Genomic DNA, 19290 nt, shown 5'->3' on the forward strand with positions numbered 1-19290 from the left:
TGAACGGCGATCGGTGATTGATCGATTCCCGTTGTGAAGCGATCGTTTTTTCGCGCTTCAGTTGTGCGGGGGCCTCCCCTACTATTCGTGACGAAGTCATGCCATGACATGACCCTGATCGGAGACTCGCATGACACTGACGCGCCTTGCCGCCGCATTCGCCACCGTTGCCTTGTCCGCTGTTGCCTTTGGCGCCAGCGCGGACGACTACCCCAGCAAACCCATCCGTCTGGTCGTCGGCTTTACCGCCGGCGGCGGCAGCGACATCATCGCGCGCCTGGTGGCCGCCAAGATGTCCGAAGGGCTGAACCAGCGCGTGGTGGTCGAGAACCGCCCCGGCGCGCTGTCGATGATCGCCAGTGAACACGTGGCCAAGTCCGCGCCCGACGGCTACACCGTGCTGCTGGGTGCGACCGGGTCCATGGTCGTCAATCCGGCCGTGTATTCGTCCATGCGCTACGACACCGTGAAGGACTTTGTTCCGGTGTCGCTGATCGGCACCCTGCCCCTGGTACTGGCCGTGAACGCGAACGGCCCGGCGCGCACCGTGCCCGAACTGATCAACTATGCCAAGGCCAATCCCGGCAAGGCCAATTATTCGTCGGCCGCGGCGCCTTTCCAGCTGGCTGCCGAACAGCTGAACCTGCAGGCCGGCACGGCCTTCCAGAACATCTCGTACAAGGGCAGCACCGACGCCGTCAACGCCGTGATGGGCAACGACGTGCTGGCCACCTTTGCGGATCCCGTCGCCATCACGGCCGGTCTGCAAAGCGGCAAGCTGCGCGCGCTGGCCGTCACGTCGGCCAAGGAAGATCCGTCGTTGCCCGGCGTGCCGACCTTCCAGCAACTGGGCATGCAGAACATGGACATGCGCCTGTGGCAGGGACTGCTGCTGCCCGCCGGTACACCGCCCGCCATCGTCAAGCGCCTGCAGGATGAAGTCGCGCGCGTCGTGGCCTTGCCCGAGGTCCGCACCAAGTTCGTGTCCTTCGGCCTGGAGCCGGTCAGCAACACGTCGGCCGAGTTTTCCCAGCAGATCGTGACCGACCTGGCGCGCTGGAGCGGCATTGCCAAGGCCGCCAACGTCAAGCTGGAAATGTGACGCGGCGCATGACCGGTTCCCCCATCGACTTTTTCTTTGATCCCATCTCGCCCTACGGCTATCTGGCGTCCACGCAGATCGAGGCGTTGGCCGCGCGGCATGGCCGGACCGTCGACTGGCGGCCGGTGCTGCTGAGTGTGACCGTGCTGCAGATCATGGGCTTGAAGCCCGTGCCGCTCACTCCGCTAAAAGGCGATTACTCGCGTGACGACAAGCATCGGCTGGCCTCGCTCCTGGGTGTGCCGTTGTTGGAACATGGGCTGGGAGGCTCGGTGTCGCCGATCAAGTCCCTGCGCCTGTTCATGGCCCTGAAGGCGCGGGATGCGAGCCTGGCCGCAAGGTACGCGCGGCGGCTGTGTGCGGCGCACTGGGCCGAAGGCCAGGACATCGGGGACGTGGGTGTGCTGATCCGCGTGGCCGAGTCCGTCGGCGTCGCCGCCGCGGACGTGCACGACGCGCTGCATGACGAGGCGGTCAAGGCGTCCTTGCGCGCCGCCGTCGACGATGCCGTGGCGTTGGGGGTCTTTGGCGTGCCGACCTTTCGTGTCGACGACCAGGTGATCTGGGGCGTGGACCGGCTGTGGATGCTGGAGCACTGGCTGACGGTGGGCGCGTGGACGCCGCGCGGTACGGATGCTGCCGACACCCCCGGGACGACGTGGCCCGCTGCCCCCGGACACCCTGATTCCTAGGACCGAACACGATGACGCTTTCCGATGCCCTTCTGCAATTCGCCCGGCTCGATGCCCCGACCCTGCTGCAACAGCGCGCCCTGCAACGCGGCGCGCATCCCTTCCTGCATTGGGCGCCGTTTGATACGGCCGATGCCCGCACCTGGACCTATGCGCAGTTTGCCGATGAGGTCGCCCGGGTCGGCGCAGGCCTGCGCGCGCGCGGCGTGCAGCCCGGACAGCGGGTGCTCATGCATCTGGAAAACTGCCCCGAACTGCTGATCACCTATTTTGCGTGCGCGCATATCGGCGCCATTTGCGTGCCAACCAACGCCATGGCCGCCGGGCCGGAGCTCACTTACATGGCCGAGCTGACCGAGGCAGTCGGCGCCGTCACGCAACCGCGTTTTGCCGCAAAGCTTGCCATCCATTGCCCGGACCTGACCTGGCTGGCCGTCACGTCCACCGATGCCGGCGTGCCCTGCGAACCCGGGACGGCGCCCGCGGCCTCCGACAGCTTTGACGGCTTGCGTGTGCACGAGCCCGCGCCCTTGCGTGCGCCCGATGCGTCGCAGCCTTTGTCCATCCTGTTCACCAGCGGCACCACGTCCCGGCCCAAGGGCGTGTTGTGGACCCATGCGAACGCCCTGTGGGCTGCCCGGCTGGGCGCGACGCAACAAGGCTTTCGCGCCGACGACATCGTGCAGGTCTTCCTGCCGCTATTTCATGTGGTGGGCCTGTCATGGTCGGTGTTGCCGACGCTGTGGGCCGGGGCCACGGTGGTGCTGCAACCCAAGTTCTCCGTCACGCACTACTGGCCGACGGCCCTGCAGTACCGGTCTAGCGTGGGCTCGCACGTCATCTTCAGCGGTAACGTGTTGGCCGGGCAACCGGTGCCCGCCGGCCATGCCTTCCGGCAGTGGTGCAACGCCCTGTCGCTGCCGCAACACGAAGCGATCTTTGGCGTAAAGGTGCAAGGCGCCTGGGGCATGACGGAAATGGTGGCCCAAGGCATCGTCGGCGACCTGTGGGCGCCACAGCGGCCGGGGTCCATCGGACGCCCGTCGGTGGGCTACGGCATCCGGATCGAAAATGACCGGGGCGACGCCTGCCGCCCTGGCGAGACGGGATCCTTGCTGGTCAAAGGCGTGCCAGGCGTCTCTATCTTTGCGGAATACTTCCGCAACCCCCAGGCCACCCGTGACGCCTTCGACGAAGAAGGCTACTTTCGCACCGGCGACAGCGTGATCCTGCATGACGACGGCAGCATCCAGTTCAGCGACCGCAACAAGGACCTGATCAAGGTCGGTGGCGAGGGCGTGTCGGCGGCCGAGGTGGAGCGGGTGATCGCGGGCGTGGACGGCGTGGCGCAGGTGGCCGTGGTCAGCCGGCCGGACGCGTCATTGGGAGAAGTGGCCGTGGCCTATGTGATCCCGCGCTCGGGGGATGCCGTGCCTGCGGGCCTGGAAGCGCGCATTACCGATACGTGCCGCCAGGATCTGGCCAAGTTCAAGGTGCCGCGCGCGGTGTACTTCGTCGAGGACTTCCCGCGCATCAGCGTCGGCAAGATCTCGAAGGTGAAGTTGCGCGAGATGGCGCGCGCGACTGTGGTGGAGCAACGGGACGAACAGCCGGCCCGGGTGTGAAGCGCAGGGGCAGGCTGGGGAGGACGGGGCCGGCCGGGGGAGGAAGGGGCCGGCTGTGCACCCAGGCTAGGCTGTGCACCCAGGTGCAGGCTTTGGTTATGGGCCGGCGGGCGTGACGCCTTATCGGCCCAGCGGCGGTTCGATCCAGACGAACTGTTCGCCGCGCCGGATCATGCTCGCGACATCTTCGGCGGGCACGTCATAGTCCGAGCCCATCAGGCTGGCTTCGCCCGTGTCGCGGATATGGATGATGGATGGCGGATCGGATTCGATGTAGTACCAGTAGTAGCCTGGCTTCAGGTCGTGCGCGGGCGTGGTCATGGTCATTCCTTGTCGTGGCGCCGTGGGGTGAGTATCGCGGTCGCTGTGCTGGCGCGTGCGTTGGCAACGTGCGCGGTCAGATCTCCAGGCCGCCCTTGCGGCCGTCGATCATGTCCACACCATACGCGATGGCGTGGTCGATCGCTTCGCGTTCCGTCGGAAACGCGCCGAACGAGGCGAAGCGCTGGGTGCGCGTTTCGTCCACGCCGCGATAGCGCGACAGCAGCAATTGCGCGCCATAGGTGTTATCGGGCAACAGCTCGGCGCTGGGAGCAAGGTCATAGTCGCCGTGCATTACGATGCGGTCCCGGGTCATGGCAGTCTCCTCGTTGAGGTGTCCGGTCGTGGTGTGGCCAGTCGTGGTTGGCCAGTCGTGGTCGTTCCTGTCGCGGTGGTCCACTCGTAGCGGTCCAGTCGTGGTGGTCCGGTCTTGGTGGTCCCGTCGTGGCGTTCACTCGACTATACCGGCTGGCCTGCTCTGGTCTGCCGACGCAGGCACCCAGCCTGTATCCAACTGCGAACACCTCAGCCGTCCGTTACGCCTTGATGCGCAAAGCCGTCGGAAACAGGTCAAAGCCCCGCTTCTTCACCACCTTCGCGGCGCCTGCCACCTTCCGACCTGAACGGCGCCCCGTCACCTTTCCAGCCTGCACGGCGCCCGGATGCTTATGCCTCGTCGGGCACCATCGCGGTGACTTCGATTTCCACCTGCGCGCGGTCCTCGATCAGGTCGGCCACCTGCACGGCCGTCATGGTCGGAAAGTGTCGGCCGATGATCTCGCGATAGGCCTTGCCGATTTCCGGGTACGCCGCCACGTACGTCTTCTTGTCCTTCACATACCAGGTCATCCGGACCATATGTTCCGGGCCCGCCTTGGCCTCGGCCAGCGTGGCGACGATGTTGCGCAGCGCCTGCGCCACCTGACCAACAAAGTCATCCGTCTGGAACACGCCATCGGCGTCCCAACCGATCATGCCGCTGACAAACACCATGCGGCCCGACGCAGTCATGCCGTTGGAATACCCCTTGGGGCGCGGCCAGCCTTCAGGCTGGAGAACGTCGATGAAGCTGCTGGATGGGGTGCTCATGGGAATCCTGGTGAAATGAGGGTTCGGCTGCGGCGTGGCCGGATCAGGCCATACCGCAGGTACATTCGATCAGGCCACACCGTGGGTGCATTCGTTTGCGGGTGGCGAAAAGGCTGAGGTTGCGGTTGCAGGTGCGGTTGCGGACGCGCTTACGCTGCCGGTGCGGGCAAGGCGCGCAGCAACTCCCGCGCGATAATCAACTGCTGGACCTCGGTCGCGCCTTCGTAGATACGCAAGGCCCGGATCTCGCGATACAGCCGCTCGACCGGATGGTCGCTCACCACCCCCATGCCGCCGAACAATTGCACCGCGCCATCAATCACACGCTGTGCCGTTTCGGTGGCGGTCATCTTGGCCATGGCCGCTTCCTTCGTCACCTTCTGTCCGCGATCCCGCATCCATGCGGCGCGGTAGGTCAGCAAGGCCGCTGCGTCGATGCCAGTCGCCATCTCGGCCAGCTTGGCCTGCGTCAACTGGAAGTCCGCCAGGGTCTGGTTGAACATGCGGCGCTGGGTCGCGCGCTGCAGACCTTCGTCCAGCGCGCGCCGCGCAAAGCCCAGCGCCGCGGCCGCCACCGACGTGCGGAACACGTCCAGCGTCGACATCGCGATCTTGAAGCCCTGCCCCGATTCGCCAATGCGGTGCGACACCGGGACACGGCACTGCTCGAACCGCAGCCGGGCCAGCGGATGGGGCGCGATGACCTCGATGCGTTCGGCAATGGTCAGCCCGGGCGTAGCGGCCGGCACCAGAAAGGCCGACAGGCCACGAGACCCCGGTGCGTCGCCCGTGCGGGCAAACACCACGTAGAAGTCAGCGATGCCGCCATTCGAAATCCACGTCTTCTCGCCATTCAGCACATAGTGATCGCCGTCCAGCGTGGCCGCGCACGACATCGCCGCTACGTCGGACCCAGCATCGGGTTCCGACAAGGCGAACGCTGCAATGGCGTCGCCACTGGCCACCCGGGTCAGCCACTCGGCCTTTTGCGCGTCGGTGCCGAACAGGCTGATGGCGCCCGAGCCCAGGCCCTGCATGGCAAAGGCAAAGTCGGCCAGACCTGCGTGGCGCGCAAGCGTCTCGCGGATCAGGCAAATCGCGCGGGTGTCGATCACGTCCTGATGGCCGCCATGCGCGGTTCCGCCGATCGCGTGCCCCAGCCAGCCGGCATCCCCCAACTGACGCACCAGCGCACGGCAGGCCGCGTCAACATCGCGGCCATGGACCTCGGCAATGTGTTCGGTGGCCCACGCATCCAGCTGCGTTGCCAACGCACGGTGCCGGTCTTCAAAGAACGGCCAATCGAGATAGGTGGTATCGGCCATGGTCAATCGCCCTCGAACACCGGACGCTGCTTGCCCACAAAGGCGTGGTAGGCGCGATGGAAATCGTTGGTGGCCATGCAGATCGCCTGGGCCTGCGCTTCTGCCTCGATGGCTTCCGACACACCCATATTCCATTCCTGCTGCAGCATGCGCTTGGTCATGCCATGCGCAAAGGTCGGTCCGGCCACCAGGTCCTTGGCCAGCCGCAGCGCGTCATCGCGCAGCACGTCCGGTTCGCACAGGCGATTGAAGAAGCCCCAGCGTTCGCCCTCGTCACCCGTGAACGAGCGGCCCGTGTACAGCAGTTCCGAGGCACGGCCCTGCCCGATCACCCGCGGCAACAAGGCGCACGCGCCCATGTCGCAACCGGCCAACCCCACCCGGGTGAACAGGAACGCCGTCTTGCTGCGCGCCGTGGCCAGCCGCATATCGGACGCCAGCGCCAGGATCGCGCCCGCGCCCGCGCACACGCCATCGACGGCCGCGATGATCGGCTGCGGGCAGGCACGCATCGCCTTGACCACGTCCCCCGTCATGCGGGTAAAGGCGAGCAAGGACGGCATGTCGAGTTTCGTCAGCGGCCCGATGATTTCGTGCACGTCACCGCCCGAGCAGAAGTTGTCGCCCGCGCCATGGATCACCACGGCATGCACGTCTTCGGCATAGGCCAGCGCCAGGAACAGATCCCGCAGCTCGGCGTAGGAATCGAACGTCAGCGGATTCTTGCGGTCCGGACGATTCAACGTCAGCGTGGCAATGCCATCAGCCACCTCGAACAGCACGTGCCGCGCCTCGTAGTCAGCCAACGTCGTTGGCGCGCCGTGCAGCCGGCGGTTTTCACCCGGTAGGTAACGCATGGTCAGCTCCGTGCGCTCGCCGGCTCGCGGCGCGCAAAAAAGTCGGTGGATCAGAGAGTCGGAATACAGGAAACAGGTATGGCGGTGATGCGGTCATGCAGTGATGCGGTGATGCGGTGATGCGGTTATGCAGTGATGCGGTTATGCAGTGATGCAGTGATGCAGTGATGCAGTGCTACGGCGATGCGACCATGCGTTCGACGAATGTGCCGGCCACGCCGACGGGGCGACGTCATGCGGTGATACGGCGATGCATTCACCGTATGCTTCGTTCACGCCGATGGCGGCGCGGTCAGGCTGCCCTTCAGCGTCGACAGCAGATCAATCAATTGCGTCTTGGCGTCAGACGGCAGGCCCGAAAACAACTCCGCAATCCACTGCTCATGTACCTGCGCCATGCGCGCAAACGCGCGGCGGCCGGCCGGCGTCAACTTGACGATGAAAGCGCGGCGGTCATCGGGCGCGGGCTCGCGCACCACCAGGTTCTCGGCCACCAGTTGATCGGTGATGCCGGTCACGTTGCCGCCCGTCACCATCATGCGTTTCGACAGCTCGCCCATCCGCAGCCCTTCAGGCTGACGCTCGAGCTGCGCCATCAGATCGAACCGCGGCAAGGTGATGCCGAACTCCGCGCGCAAGCGCGACCGGATTTCGTTTTCCACGCGGTTCGTGCACGAGAGCATGCGCAGCCACAGCACGAGCGATTCATGGTGACCCCCGGTGATCCGCGTTTCGAGATCGAGCACAGGGGCCGCGTCGGCTGAGACGGCCTGGCCACCGCCCGTTGGGGTCGGCGATGCGTCCTTGGCGGACGAACCGGTAGCGGCCGCGTCGCGCGAGGACGCACCCTTGGCAGACGAGCCAACCACGGCAGGGTCGCGCAGAGCGGTGCTCTTGGCCGAAGCATCGGCAGCAGAGGTGGCTTTGATCGCCGAGCTGGCGGCGCCGGTCAGCGTGGAGTCATCGGGTTTGCGCGTCATCTTGTCATTCCTACATGACTTCGCCGCCGGCAACGGCCAGCGACTGTCCATTCATGGCGTCCGAACCGGGCATGCACAACCACAGCACGGCGTTGGCCACTTCGTCGGGTTTCACCAGCCGCTTCTGCGGATTGAGCGAGGCCAGGTCGCGCTGCACCTGGGCCGCATCCCGACCGGTCTTGGCGACGATGTTGTCGACAGCGTCTGTCAACAGATCGGTTTCGGTAAAGCCCGGGCAGACGGCGTTGACCGTCACGCCCTTGGTCGCGACTTCCAGCGCCACCGACCGCGTCAGGCCGATCACACCGTGCTTCGACGCGCAGTAGGCCGCCGTGTAGCCGTAGCCAATGAGCCCCGCCGTGCTGGCGATATTCACGATGCGCCCCCAGCCAGCATCGACCATGTCGGGCAAGGCCGCGCGCATGCAGAAGAACGAGCCGGACAGATTGACGTCCATCATCTGGCGCCACAAGGCGTCATCGGTCCGGGCCAGGGGCGCCGATTCGGCTTGCCCGGCGTTGTTCACCAGGATGTCGATGACACCCGCGCGGCGACGGGCTTGCGCAAACGCAGCACGCACGGATTCGGAATCGGCCACATCCATGACGACATAGCCGATGTTTGTGGCGCTCGATGCCGCGCCCGAGCGCTCCGCCGGAACACCACTGGGCGCGCCCGCGCTGAGCCCCACGTCGTTCGATGGGCACGCTGCTGCAGACACCGCGCCCGGCGGCAAAGCTGCCTCCAGGTCGTTCACCGCCGCCTGCAGTGCGTCGGCATGCCGGCCAGCGATCGTGACCGATGCGCCCTGCGTAACCAGGGTGCGCGCGATGGCCGCGCCAATCCCGCGCGCGCCACCTGTCACAAGCGCATGACGGCCGCTGAGCGGAAGCGCCGACGCCGTGGCCGAACCGGCCGGCGCCGCTGCGATGCCAGCCCTGGATGAAGCCGAAGCCGCAGCCGGAGCCGCGGCTGAAACCGCGGACGAAGCCGAAGCCGCAGCCGAAGCCGCCGAAACCACCGACCCTGCCGACAAAGATGACGCGCTCATCGCTGCGGTCACTCGGCCAGCAGCCGTGCGGCGATCTGTTGCGGCGTCAGGCCGGCGCTTTGCGCGGCGACTTGTTTTTCGCGTTCCAGATTGCGTTCGAGCTGCTGCTTGCCGGCGTAGTACTGCTTGGGCCAGCCGACGTTGTCGAAGTGACCGAGCTTGGCCGCTTCGTGCTGCGTCCAGGCCGGGTCGGCCAGGTGCGGCCGGGCCAGCGCGCACAGGTCGGCGCGCCCGGCGGCGATGATGCTGTTGACGTGGTCGGCCTCGAAGATCGCGCCCACCGCAATGGTCGGAATGCCGACTTCATTGCGGATGCGGTCCGAGAACGGCGTCTGGAACATCCGGCCGTACACCGGCTTTTCAAGCTTGGTGACCTGGCCCGACGAGCAATCGAGCATGTCGGCCCCGGCTTCCTTGAACAGACGGGCGATCGCGACCGCGTCGTCTGGCGTGATGCCGCCGTCGGCCCAGTCATGCGCCGAAATGCGCACGCTGATCGGTTTGTCGGCTGGCCAGACCTCGCGAATGGCGGCGAACACTTCGAGCGGGTAGCGGCAGCGGTTTTCCAGCGAGCCGCCGTAGTCGTCGTCACGCTGATTGGTTAAAGGCGAGATGAAGCTGGACAGCAGATAGCCGTGCGCGCAGTGCAGTTCGAGCCAGTCGAACCCGGCTTCGGCCGCGGCGATCGTAGACCGGACAAAGTCGGCCTTGATGCGCGCCATGTCGCCCCGGTTGGCGGCAAACGCCACCTGGGACACGCCTTCCAGATATTGGGTTTCCGATGCCGACACCAGCGGCCAGTTGCCGGTCACCAAAGGCTTGTCGGTGCCTTCCCAGGCGACCCGTGTCGAGCCCTTCGCGCCGGCGTGCCCCAGCTGCACGGCGATCTTGGCCTGGGTGTTGGCGTGCACGAAATCGACAATGCGTTTCCAGGCGGCGGTGTGTTCGGGGGTGTAGAGCCCCGGGCACCCGGGGGTGATGCGCGCGTCGGCCGACACGCAGGTCATTTCGGCGAACACCAGCCCAGCGCCGCCCATGGCGCGGCTGCCCAGGTGCACCAGGTGGTAGTCGCCGGGCACGCCGTCTTTGGCCGAGTACTGCGCCATCGGTGACACGACGATGCGGTTCGCCAGCACGGTGTCGCGCAGCTTGAACGGTGTCAGCATGGGTGGCGGGGCAACGTCGCCCGCCGGCTTGGGCAGCCCCGCCTGGCGATAGGCGCGATCGGCAATCCACTGCTCGTAGCGGGCCACGTAGGCCGGGTCCCGCACGCGCAGGTTGTCATGGGACAGCCGCTGGCTGCGGGTCAACATCGAATACGCGAACTGTTCGGGATCCAGGCCCACATACCGGTCGACGTGTTCGAACCACTCCATGGAATTGCGCGCCGCGCTCTGGATCTTGAGCACTTCGATAGACCGGCTGGCTTCGTAGTTGGCCAGGATATTTTCGAGGTTGCCGTCGCCCTGCCGATCGAAACATTGCGCCAGTTCAATGGCGTCTTCCAATGCAAGCTTGGTGCCCGAACCAATGGAAAAGTGCGCGGTGTGCGCGGCGTCGCCCATCAGCACGACCGGCACCTTCTTGTCGCCAAAGGTATTCCAGTGCACCCACGATCCGCACACGATGCGCGGGAAGCGGATCCAGTTGGCCGAGCCACGCAGGTGCGGCGAGTTGCTGAGCAGCGGCTGGCCGTCCAGGTATTTGGCAAACAGTTTTTCGCAGAAGGCGATGGCCTCGGCCTGGCTCATGGTGTCGAGGCCGGCGCGCTGCCACACGTCGTCGGGCGTTTCGATAATGAATGTCGAGGTGTCGCCGTCGTACTGGTAGGCATGCGCCTGGAACCAGCCATGTTCGGTTTCTTCGAACGCGAACGTGAAGGCCGGGAACAGCTTTTTCGTGCCGAGCCACACGAAGCGGCAATAGCGGCTTTCGATGTCGGGCTGGAAGGTGTCCTGGTAACGCGTGCGCACCCGGCTGTTCAGGCCATCACTGGCGACCACCAGGTCGGCGTCGTAGCGCGCCGCGATTTCCTGGTCGTCCAGCACGTCGGTCTCGAACACAAGCTGCACGCCCAGCGCTTCGCAGCGGGCCTGCAGGATGTTCAGCAGGCGTTTGCGGCCGATGCCGCAAAAGCCGTGGCCACCCGACGTGATCGTATCGCCCTTGAAGTGGACATCGATGTCGTCCCAATGATTGAAGGACTGCAGGATGCTGCGCGCCGTGGTCTCATCGGCGTTGACGAGGTTGCCCAGCGTCTGGTCGGAAAACACGACGCCCCACCCGAAGGTATCGTAAGGACGATTGCGCTCGATCACGACCACTTGATGACCGGGATTGCGCTGCTTCATCAGCAAGGCGAAGTACAAGCCTGCCGGGCCACCACCGATACATACGATATTCATCGTGCCTCCGTTGCGCCGCGTCCTAACCTCGGACAGAACGTCGGCTGACCCGCGCCGACAAAACTATTTGACACTTAAAGTAATTTGCCGTCAACCCCTGTATCAGCGGGCCGATGCGCCTGCCAGGGGCCCGCAGCGCCAGCGTGGCGTCCCCAACTTCCCCGCCCCGTACCTCCACACCCCGTACCTCCACACCCCGTACTTCCCCACCCTACCTCCACGCCCCGTACTTCCCCACCCTACTTCCACGCACCCCGCAGCCGGCTGGCGATGTCGATCTTTGCCGCCTCGGGCGTCAACCCCCGTTCGGCCAGGCCAGCCGGCTGCGGCGGCTTGGGCATGCGTTCGAACAGCTTGAGCAGCGAATCGGGAATGAAACGGGTGCGCGACCCGTAAATGTGGCGATCGCCCATGCCGGTCTGCTGCGTGACATAGAAGCGCTGCGGCACGATGAGCTGCAGCTGTTCCTTGGCGCGGGTCATGGCGACATACAGCAGCCGGCGTTCTTCTTCGATGTCTTCCTTGGTGCCCGTGCTCATGTCGGACGGAATGCAGCCGTCCACCACGTTCAGCACGTACACGACCTTCCACTCCTGTCCCTTTGCGGAATGGATGGTGGACAGGATCATGTAGTCCTCGTCTTGCAGCGGCGCACCGGATTCGGCACTGGTGGCGTCCGGCGGATCCAGGGTCAGTTCCGTCAGGAATTTTTCACGCGACGGGTAAGTGGCGGCAATCCGCGCCAGCTGGTCCAGGTCGCCCCGGCGGACCGCCGCGTCTTCATGCAGCCGTTCCAGGTGCGGGGTGTACCACTGGATGGCCAGTTCCAGGTCGGCGGGCCAACTGGCGCCGGCGCCGGCGATCATTTCGTAGGTCTGGCTGAAGGCCCGCCAGTCTTCTTGCGCGGCGGACCCGGGCTGGAACGCCTGCATGGCTGCCAGGGGATCCGGCGCGCTGGCCATGGCGTCGAGCACCCTGCCCGCGGATACCGGCCCGATGCCGGGGATCAGTTGCGCCACCCGGAAGCCGGACAGACGGCCACGCGGGTTCTGCGCCCAGCGAAGCACGGACAGCACGTCCTTGATGTGGGACGCTTCCAGGAACTTGAGCCCGCCGAACTTCACGAAGGGAATGTTGCGCCGGGTCAGTTCCAGTTCCAGCATGGCGCTGTGGCTGGAGGTGCGAAACAGCACGGCCTGCGAGGTGAGCTTGACGCCCGCTTCGCGGTTTTCCAGCACCTTGTCGGCAATCCACCGGGCCTGTCCCGCGTCGTCGGTCACGGTGACCAGCAGCGGACGCTGCGACGAGGCGCGGTCGGTCCAGAGCTGCTTGGCGTACCGTTCGGTGGACTGCTGGATGACAGCGTTGGACGCATCCAGGATGGGCTGCGTCGACCGGTAATTGCGTTCCAGGGTGACCACGTGCGCCGGTTCCGCAAACTGACCCGGAAAATCCAGGATATTCCGGATGGTGGCGGCCCGGAACGAGTAGATGGACTGCGCGTCGTCACCCACGACCGTCAGCCCCTGCCCGGTCGGTTTCATGGCCAGCAGGATGGCCGCCTGCAGCCGGTTGGTGTCCTGGTATTCGTCGACCAGCACATGGTCGAACGATCCGCCCACCTCGGCAGCCAGGCCGGGATCGGTCATCATTTCGGCCCAATAGAGCAGCAGGTCGTCGTAGTCGAGCACGTGCTGGTCCTGCTTGGCCTGCACGTAGGCGTCAAAGAGCTGCTTGAGCTGCGCTTCCCAGGCCGAACACCAGGGAAACGCGGTTTGCAGCACGTGGGACAGCGGGGCCTGGCTGTTCACCACGCGGGAATAGATGGCCAGGCAGGTGCCCTTGAGCGGAAACCGGGTTTGCGCGGACGAAAAGCCCAGTTCGTGGCGCACGATGCCGATCATGTCTTCGGAGTCGCCCCGATCATGGATGGTGAACGATTCGGCCAGCCCGATGCGGCCGGCGTATTCGCGCAGCAGGCGCGCGCCGACGCCGTGAAAGGTGCCGGCCCACTGCAGGGACGGCGCCACGCCGCTGCGCAGCTTGAGCACCTTCTGCAATACCCGGCCTACCCGCCGTTCCATTTCGACCGCTGCCCGGCGCGAGAACGTCAGCAGCAGGATGCGATGCGGATCCGCGCCATTCAGCACCAGATGTGCCACGCGGTGCGCCAGGGTGTTGGTCTTGCCCGACCCTGCGCCCGCGATCACCAGCAAGGCAGGCGACGCCGCCGGCGTGCCAACGCCATATTCGACGGCTTCGCGCTGCTGCGCATTGAGGTCGGACAGATAGTCGGATGCCGACGTGGGCAGGTTGGCGGGGGTGGCGGCAGAAGCTTCCATGGCACTCATCTTCAGTTCATGAAGGGCATGATACTGTATATTCATACAGTCTTATTGGCCAAAAACATCCCATCATGCCCTGTGACATCCACGTAGGAACCGCATCGTGGACCGATCCGACCCTGCTGGCGTGCGGTCGATTCTATCCGCCCGATGCCACCACGCCAGAACGACGGCTTCGCCATTACGCGTCGCGGTTTTCGTTCGTGGAAGTCGACGCGAGCTACTACCGTCTTCCCGACCCGGCCACGACGCACCGGTGGACGCAGCGCACGCCCGACGATTTCGTGTTCAACGTGAAGGCGTTCCGGCTGTTCACCGGGCACCCGACGCCGCGAGACGCCTTCCCCAGCGATCTGCGCCGGGCCCTGCCAGACACGGATAAGCCCGCCGTGTACTACCGCGACGTGCCCGAAGACATCCGGGCCGAGCTGTGGCGCCGCTTCACCATCGCGGTCGAACCCTTGCGCATGGCGGGCAAGCTGGGCGCCCTGCACTTCCAGTTTCCACCGTGGGTGCGCCGCAGTCCCCGCAGCATCCGGCATGTCGAACGCTGCGCCTATCTGGCGCAGGAACACACGCTGGCGGTGGAGTTTCGCGACGCCAGCTGGTTTGAGGGGGATGCGGCGGCGCAGACGCTGGCCTGGGAACGCAAGCTTGGCGCGGTGCACGTCGTGGTGGACAGCCCGGTCGGCGTGCCCAACACCGCGCCGGCCGTCTGGGAAACCACGCATCCGGACCTGGCCGTGGTGCGCCTGCATGGCCGCAACGCCGAAGCCTGGAACGCGCAGACCTCGGCGTCGTCAGGCAGGTTCATGTACGAATACAGCCCTGAAGAACTGGACGAACTGGCCCGCCGTATTGCCAGGCTATCCCGAACCATCCGCGACACCCACGTGGTGCTCAATACCAATTTCGAGGACCAGGGGATGCGCAATGCCGCAAACCTGAAATCCAGGATTGCTACACTGCAGCAATGACTTTCAAGGAGCTTCCTGTGCGCAAGACTTTTATCGGTGGTACCCGGCACGGCGAACCGGTTCCTGATTCGGACGAAGACCGTATCGTCGCCATTAATGACGGCACGGTGTATGTGCGTCGCGAGCTTGAAAAGACCGAGGAATCGGGCGAAGCCAAGCGGCTTGAATTCTTCGTGTATGAGCCCCTCAGCGCCACCGAAGCGCTGGAGCAGGCCGAACCCTACTGGGACGGTCCGGCACCGCAGATGTAAGACGGCAGGCGCGCCGGCGCTGTCCGGTGCGCCTCGATCGCTACGCTTTACCCGGCACGCCGCCGCTCAACGCGCTTCGCGCACCCGGCGCACGTCGCTCAGCGACACGCCCCCCGCGCTATTCCCCCAGCTATTCCGGATGTAGGACACCACTGCGGCAACGTCCTGGTCTTTCATCGCCTGGCCGAAAGGCGGCATGCCGTGAGGCTGCGGATGCCCGGCGGTAGACGGCGAAAACCCACCGCGCAGCACCAGCTTGATCGCGTTGACCGCGTCCGGCGCCGTCACCGACAGATTGCCTGCCAGCGGGGGCCACGCCGGGTAAACGCCTTCACCCGACGACTTGTGACACTGCGTGCATTGGGCTTCGTACAGCCCGCGGCCGGTTTCCATTACCGTGGCAGACGGCGCCGTGCCGACTGCGCGCGCATCCAACCCCTGCGCGGGCAGGGATTTCAGGTAGGCCGCCATGGCCTTGGCGTCGTCGTCGCGCACATACTGCAGGCCGACATGAACGGCTTCTGCCATCGGACCGGCAGCCGCCCCCCGGCGCGAGATGCCGGTCTGCAGCAATTCGGCAATGTCTTCAGCCGACCACTTGCCCAACCCCGTTACCGGGTCGCCTGACAAGGGCGGCGCATACCAGCTCTGGCCAGGAATGACGGCGCCGGACAGGCTGGCATTGCGTTGCAACGCTCCCAGACGATTGCGCGGCGTGTGGCATTCGGCGCAGTGGCCAATGCCGTCAACCAGATAGCGCCCGCGCACCAACTGGGCATCCCCGGCAGCCGCCCCCGCCGCCGTTCCGGCAGCGCCCTCGCCCCGCTCTGCCTTGGCCGCATCGCCTCCCGGCCGGAAATACAGGGCGCGCCAGACTGCAACCAGTTCGCGCTGGTCATACGGAAACGCCAGTTCGTGGTCGCGATTGGCCTGCTTGACCGGCTCCAGCGATCGCAGATACGCGAACAGCGCATCGGCATCGTCGCGGCTGACCTGGGTGTACGTGGCGTACGGAAACGCCGGATACAGCAATTGCCCGTCGGGGCCCTTGCCGTTGTGCAACGCACGCCAGAAATCGTCGGCCGACCATTTGCCCAACCCGGTCTCGGCGTCGGACGTCAGATTCGGACCATAGAAGGTGCCGAACGGCGTGGGCAAGGCGCGGCCGCCTGCGTAGGGCGTGCCCCCGACGGCCGTATGGCAGCCCATGCAGTTGCCGACCAGGGCCAGATAGCGGCCCTGCTCGATACGGGCGGCATCGGACAGATTGCTTGCGGCCGGTCGTGTGGCGTCGCGGTCATCTTCGCGATGTCCCACCGACATCAGCACGGCGACGGCGACGCCCGCCGCGATCGCCAGCCCCACCGCTATCCAGGCCAGCCGCAGCCGGTTGCTGGCAGGCGCCACGCGTCCGGCGGACACGCCTTTGTCTTGGTTGCGGCCGATCATGACGCCCCCCCGGTGGTCGCCTGGCTGCCGCATTCCAACGGCAACGGCGCTGGCAAGGACGCGGCCGGCAGGCCCTCGCCCGGTGGCTGCTGCGATAGCCACGCGGCAACGGCGCTGATGTCATCGGGCGTCATGCGCCGGGCAATGTCGGCCATGCAGTCCGGCGCCGACGCCTTGCGCAGCCCATTGGTCCACGCGCCGAATTGCGAACTGATGTAGTCGTGCGGCACACCCAGCAACCCGGGGATCGCGGGCAGCACGCCGGTCAGCGCGCTGCCATGGCAGGCGGCACAGGCAGGCACCTTGCGCGAAGGGTCCCCCGTCATCGCCAGCGTCTTGCCGCGTTCCAGCGTCGCCGCCGACGCCCGGCTGCGCGCCGAGGCTTCGTAAGGCGGATGCTGGTCGGCAAACCAGCTGGCGATCGTCTTCAAGTAATCATCGGACAGGTTTTCCAGCAGGCCTTGCATGGGCGGGTACTGCCGCCGTCCATCGCGAAAATGCCGTAGCTGGTTATAGAGGTAGTCGGCGGGCTTGCCGGCGATGCGCGGATAGTATCCATCGGGACCCGCCTTGCCCTGCGCGCCGTGGCACGCGGTACAGGCGGCAAGCCGGGCGCCCATGCTGTCGGGGGGATAGACCTGCTGCGGGTCGGCAGCGATCGACGGGGTCGATACGCCGAACAGACTCGCGCCCAAGATGGCGGCAGCCAGGAAACGAAAGGGCAAACTGGGCATGGCAGGTGTCTCCGCAAAGGCCCGCGCAATGATAAAAAACACAGGCCTACGGATGGGCATGTGGCACGCATCGCACGCGTCACTGAAGGACACGTGCCTGCCGATTTTAGCAAGTCCCCTGGGTGCGATACCCTGTGAACCGGGTCGATAAAGCCCGTGGCCTTCCTATTGGCCGGGGTCCGTGTGATCGTCAGGCGCGATCTTCCCGACTGCAATCAGGTCCGCCACGGTCACCATCACCTCGGCAAACTGCGGCTGCGATACGGGCACCCGTTGGCTCATGGTGCGCAGGATGTCGACCAGCAGCGCGCGGGTGTCTTCCGGATCCGCATGCTTCCAGCTGCGGAAGTGGGCCAACGCATCCTGCACCACCTTGTCGGTGTCGCGCTTGATCGCCGTGCCCTGGATCGCGCCGGTCTGGATGCGCGTGGCCAGCGCCATGGTGCGCTGGACGATCATGTTGACGGCGGACTCGTCGATCGGTGGCGACGTCATTTCAATAGGTGCCCATGAAGTCGCGCTTGCCGACGTCCAGCCCGTTGTGGCGCAGGATGTCGTAGGCGGTGGTCACGTGGAAAAAGAACTGCGGCAGTCCGTAGCTGAGCAGATAGGCCGTGCCCTGGAATTGCCTGGCCTTGGGGGTATTGGGCCGCAGCACGATCTCGCGATCCGCGCCCGCGTCGATGGCCGCCACGTCAAGCGACTGGATGAAATCGCGGGTCGATGCCAGCAGGCCGCGCAACTCGGCAAACGACGCATGGGTATCGGGCACGGCAGGCACTTCAACGCCAGCAAGCCGGGCACACACGCCGCGCGCGAAGTCACACGCGATCTGGACCTGGCGGACCAGCGGGAGCATGTCGGGAAACAGGCGCGCCTGCAGCAGCGCCGGCGGTTCGATATTGCGGCTCGTCGCGTAGGTCTCGGCCTTGCCAAGAATGGCGGCCAGGCTGTCGAGCATCTGGACAAACACCGGAACGGATGCGGTGTGCAAAGAGAGGGCCATGGGGCGCTCCAGCAGAAGGAAGCCGCGATTATAGAACCGGGGCACAGGGGCACAGAAGTTGCTGTACCCAGGGCACTGCGCATCACGGTGTGATCGCAAGTTCTGACTGGAGCCCCCACATGCCTGAAGCCCGCCCCCTCAAGAAAGCCAAGGAAGACAAACGCGCCGGCAAGTCCGCCTCGACCCAGGCCGGCGAATTCGTGAAGGAACAGATCGACAAGGTCCGCGCCGGCAAGCACGGCGTGCGCTCGAGCAAGCAGGCGGTGGCGATCGGCCTGTCGGAAGCGCGCCGCGCCGGGGTCAAGCTCGACCCTCCTGCCAAGAAGGCGTCGAAGACGTCCACGCGCAAGCATGCCGAGAAGGACCTGCAAGCCGGCAAGGCGCCCAACAAAGCGCCCTCCAAGACACGATCGAAAGCCGCCAAGACCGCGCTGAAGCGGGAATCGACGGACGGCGCATCGACCAAGGCACTGTCAACGCAAGCGAAAAAGGCAGCCAGCAAGCGGTCGTCGGGCGACCGGTCGGCCGCGGCGAAAAAAGCGGCCGAGACCAAAGGTGCGGCAGGCCGGTCGGCAGCGGCCAAGAAGGCGGCGGAAACACGCGCCAGGAATCGAAAGGCGGCCGGTTGATCCGCGGGTTGGGAATACGGTTGGCCGGCGTCATGACAGGCCGTTGCCTGCCTCGCGTTTCGTGCGCCGGCCCGTTCCGCCGATAATGGCGGCAGCAAAAGATTGCGGCATGCGGCCGCAATCGTTCAAACGATCAAGGCTGGAATGATGAAGTCAGGAATGATGCTGGCGGGCGTGCTGCTCGTGCTGGCCGGATGCGCGTCGGACAACTATGTGTGGCGCAAGGAAGGTGCGAGCGAAAGCCGCGTCGACGCCGATCGTGCGGCCTGCCAGCAGGCATCGAACATGTCGCGGGGATCTTTCGAAGCGTCGAATCGCGGGCAGGTGGGCCCTGGCGTCGATGCGGCCATGCGCCGGTCGGACCAGAGCATGACGTGCATGCGCAATCGTGGCTATGAACTGGTGCCTGGGCGCTGAAGGCAAGCGGAGCGCCGGCGCGCCAGGGTGGGTGC

Annotated in this window: 20 protein-coding genes; 7 read left to right on the forward strand and 13 right to left on the reverse strand. The window is 65.7% G+C overall.

Annotated elements, in window-relative coordinates; all coding sequences use genetic code 11:
• The first annotated feature begins 130 nt into the window (after nt 1–130).
• From HD883_RS07200 to HD883_RS07210, 3 genes are read left to right on the forward strand one after another with little or no spacing between them, the layout of a single operon-like run.
• Nucleotides 131–1102: a Bug family tripartite tricarboxylate transporter substrate binding protein gene (locus HD883_RS07200; RefSeq protein WP_179586909.1), complete on the forward strand. Its 972-nt coding sequence runs from the start codon at nt 131–133 to the stop codon at nt 1100–1102.
• 8 nt (nt 1103–1110) lie between these two features.
• Nucleotides 1111–1794: a 2-hydroxychromene-2-carboxylate isomerase gene (locus HD883_RS07205; RefSeq protein WP_179586907.1), complete on the forward strand. Its 684-nt coding sequence runs from the start codon at nt 1111–1113 to the stop codon at nt 1792–1794.
• A gap of 11 nt (nt 1795–1805) precedes the next feature.
• Nucleotides 1806–3419, forward strand: coding sequence for a class I adenylate-forming enzyme family protein (locus HD883_RS07210; protein WP_179586905.1), 1614 nt, complete (start codon nt 1806–1808; stop codon nt 3417–3419).
• Between the two features lie 120 nt (nt 3420–3539).
• Here the strand turns inward: HD883_RS07210 and HD883_RS07215 are convergent, their stop codons facing one another.
• From HD883_RS07215 to HD883_RS07255, 9 genes are all read right to left on the reverse strand, one after another.
• Complete coding sequence (locus HD883_RS07215; protein ID WP_179582111.1) at nt 3540–3740, reverse strand: hypothetical protein; 201 nt, start codon at nt 3738–3740, stop codon at nt 3540–3542.
• A 76-nt stretch (nt 3741–3816) separates the two neighbouring features.
• The gene (locus tag HD883_RS07220) at nt 3817–4056 is read right to left on the reverse strand and encodes a hypothetical protein (protein WP_179586903.1); all 240 of its coding nucleotides are present in this window, start codon (nt 4054–4056) and stop codon (nt 3817–3819) included.
• A 350-nt stretch (nt 4057–4406) separates the two neighbouring features.
• Nucleotides 4407–4805: a RidA family protein gene (locus HD883_RS07225; RefSeq protein WP_179588694.1), complete on the reverse strand. Its 399-nt coding sequence runs from the start codon at nt 4803–4805 to the stop codon at nt 4407–4409.
• Between the two features lie 173 nt (nt 4806–4978).
• Nucleotides 4979–6154, reverse strand: coding sequence for an acyl-CoA dehydrogenase family protein (locus HD883_RS07230; RefSeq protein WP_179586901.1), 1176 nt, complete (start codon nt 6152–6154; stop codon nt 4979–4981).
• A gap of 2 nt (nt 6155–6156) precedes the next feature.
• The gene (locus HD883_RS07235; RefSeq protein ID WP_179586899.1) at nt 6157–7011 is read right to left on the reverse strand and encodes an enoyl-CoA hydratase family protein; all 855 of its coding nucleotides are present in this window, start codon (nt 7009–7011) and stop codon (nt 6157–6159) included.
• Between the two features lie 272 nt (nt 7012–7283).
• Nucleotides 7284–7757, reverse strand: coding sequence for a MarR family winged helix-turn-helix transcriptional regulator (locus tag HD883_RS27635; RefSeq protein ID WP_373563425.1), 474 nt, complete (start codon nt 7755–7757; stop codon nt 7284–7286).
• Between the two features lie 244 nt (nt 7758–8001).
• The gene (locus HD883_RS07245) at nt 8002–8856 is read right to left on the reverse strand and encodes an SDR family NAD(P)-dependent oxidoreductase (RefSeq protein WP_373563321.1); all 855 of its coding nucleotides are present in this window, start codon (nt 8854–8856) and stop codon (nt 8002–8004) included.
• 194 nt (nt 8857–9050) lie between these two features.
• Nucleotides 9051–11447 carry a bifunctional salicylyl-CoA 5-hydroxylase/oxidoreductase gene (locus HD883_RS07250; RefSeq protein ID WP_179586897.1) on the reverse strand — a complete coding sequence of 799 codons (2397 nt, stop codon included), beginning with the start codon at nt 11445–11447 and terminating at the stop codon, nt 9051–9053.
• Between the two features lie 239 nt (nt 11448–11686).
• Nucleotides 11687–13789, reverse strand: a complete 2103-nt coding sequence (locus HD883_RS07255; protein WP_179586895.1) for an ATP-dependent helicase — start codon at nt 13787–13789, stop codon at nt 11687–11689.
• A 74-nt stretch (nt 13790–13863) separates the two neighbouring features.
• Between HD883_RS07255 and HD883_RS07260 the strand changes: the two genes are divergently transcribed.
• Nucleotides 13864–14769, forward strand: a complete 906-nt coding sequence (locus HD883_RS07260) for a DUF72 domain-containing protein (RefSeq protein ID WP_179586893.1) — start codon at nt 13864–13866, stop codon at nt 14767–14769.
• A 17-nt stretch (nt 14770–14786) separates the two neighbouring features.
• Nucleotides 14787–15020, forward strand: coding sequence for a hypothetical protein (locus tag HD883_RS07265; RefSeq protein ID WP_179586891.1), 234 nt, complete (start codon nt 14787–14789; stop codon nt 15018–15020).
• A 66-nt stretch (nt 15021–15086) separates the two neighbouring features.
• Here HD883_RS07265 and HD883_RS07270 read toward each other — a convergent pair whose 3' ends face one another.
• The 4 genes from HD883_RS07270 to HD883_RS07285 form a co-directional block, all read right to left on the reverse strand.
• Entirely contained in the window at nt 15087–16469 is a 1383-nt protein-coding gene (locus tag HD883_RS07270) for a cytochrome c (RefSeq protein WP_179586889.1), read from the reverse strand.
• Entirely contained in the window at nt 16466–17203 is a 738-nt protein-coding gene (locus HD883_RS07275) for a c-type cytochrome (RefSeq protein WP_179586887.1), read from the reverse strand. The genes HD883_RS07270 and HD883_RS07275 overlap by 4 nt, the downstream gene beginning before the upstream one ends.
• A 165-nt stretch (nt 17204–17368) precedes the next feature.
• Nucleotides 17369–17698: a hypothetical protein gene (locus HD883_RS07280; protein ID WP_179586885.1), complete on the reverse strand. Its 330-nt coding sequence runs from the start codon at nt 17696–17698 to the stop codon at nt 17369–17371.
• A gap of 1 nt (nt 17699) precedes the next feature.
• A complete protein-coding gene (locus HD883_RS07285; RefSeq protein ID WP_179586883.1) occupies nt 17700–18209 on the reverse strand; it encodes a DUF1993 domain-containing protein in 510 nt (169 codons plus the stop codon).
• Nucleotides 18210–18328: 119 nt separating this feature from the next.
• Here HD883_RS07285 and HD883_RS07290 point away from each other — a divergent pair, with 119 nt between their 5' ends.
• Complete coding sequence (locus tag HD883_RS07290) at nt 18329–18838, forward strand: DUF6496 domain-containing protein (RefSeq protein WP_179586881.1); 510 nt, start codon at nt 18329–18331, stop codon at nt 18836–18838.
• A 144-nt stretch (nt 18839–18982) separates the two neighbouring features.
• Nucleotides 18983–19255: a hypothetical protein gene (locus HD883_RS07295; protein ID WP_179586880.1), complete on the forward strand. Its 273-nt coding sequence runs from the start codon at nt 18983–18985 to the stop codon at nt 19253–19255.
• Nucleotides 19256–19290: the final 35 nt, after the last annotated feature.

It is taken from the genome of Pigmentiphaga litoralis (genome assembly GCF_013408655.1).
GTDB classification, from domain to species: Bacteria; Pseudomonadota; Gammaproteobacteria; order Burkholderiales; family Burkholderiaceae_B; genus Pigmentiphaga; species Pigmentiphaga litoralis_A.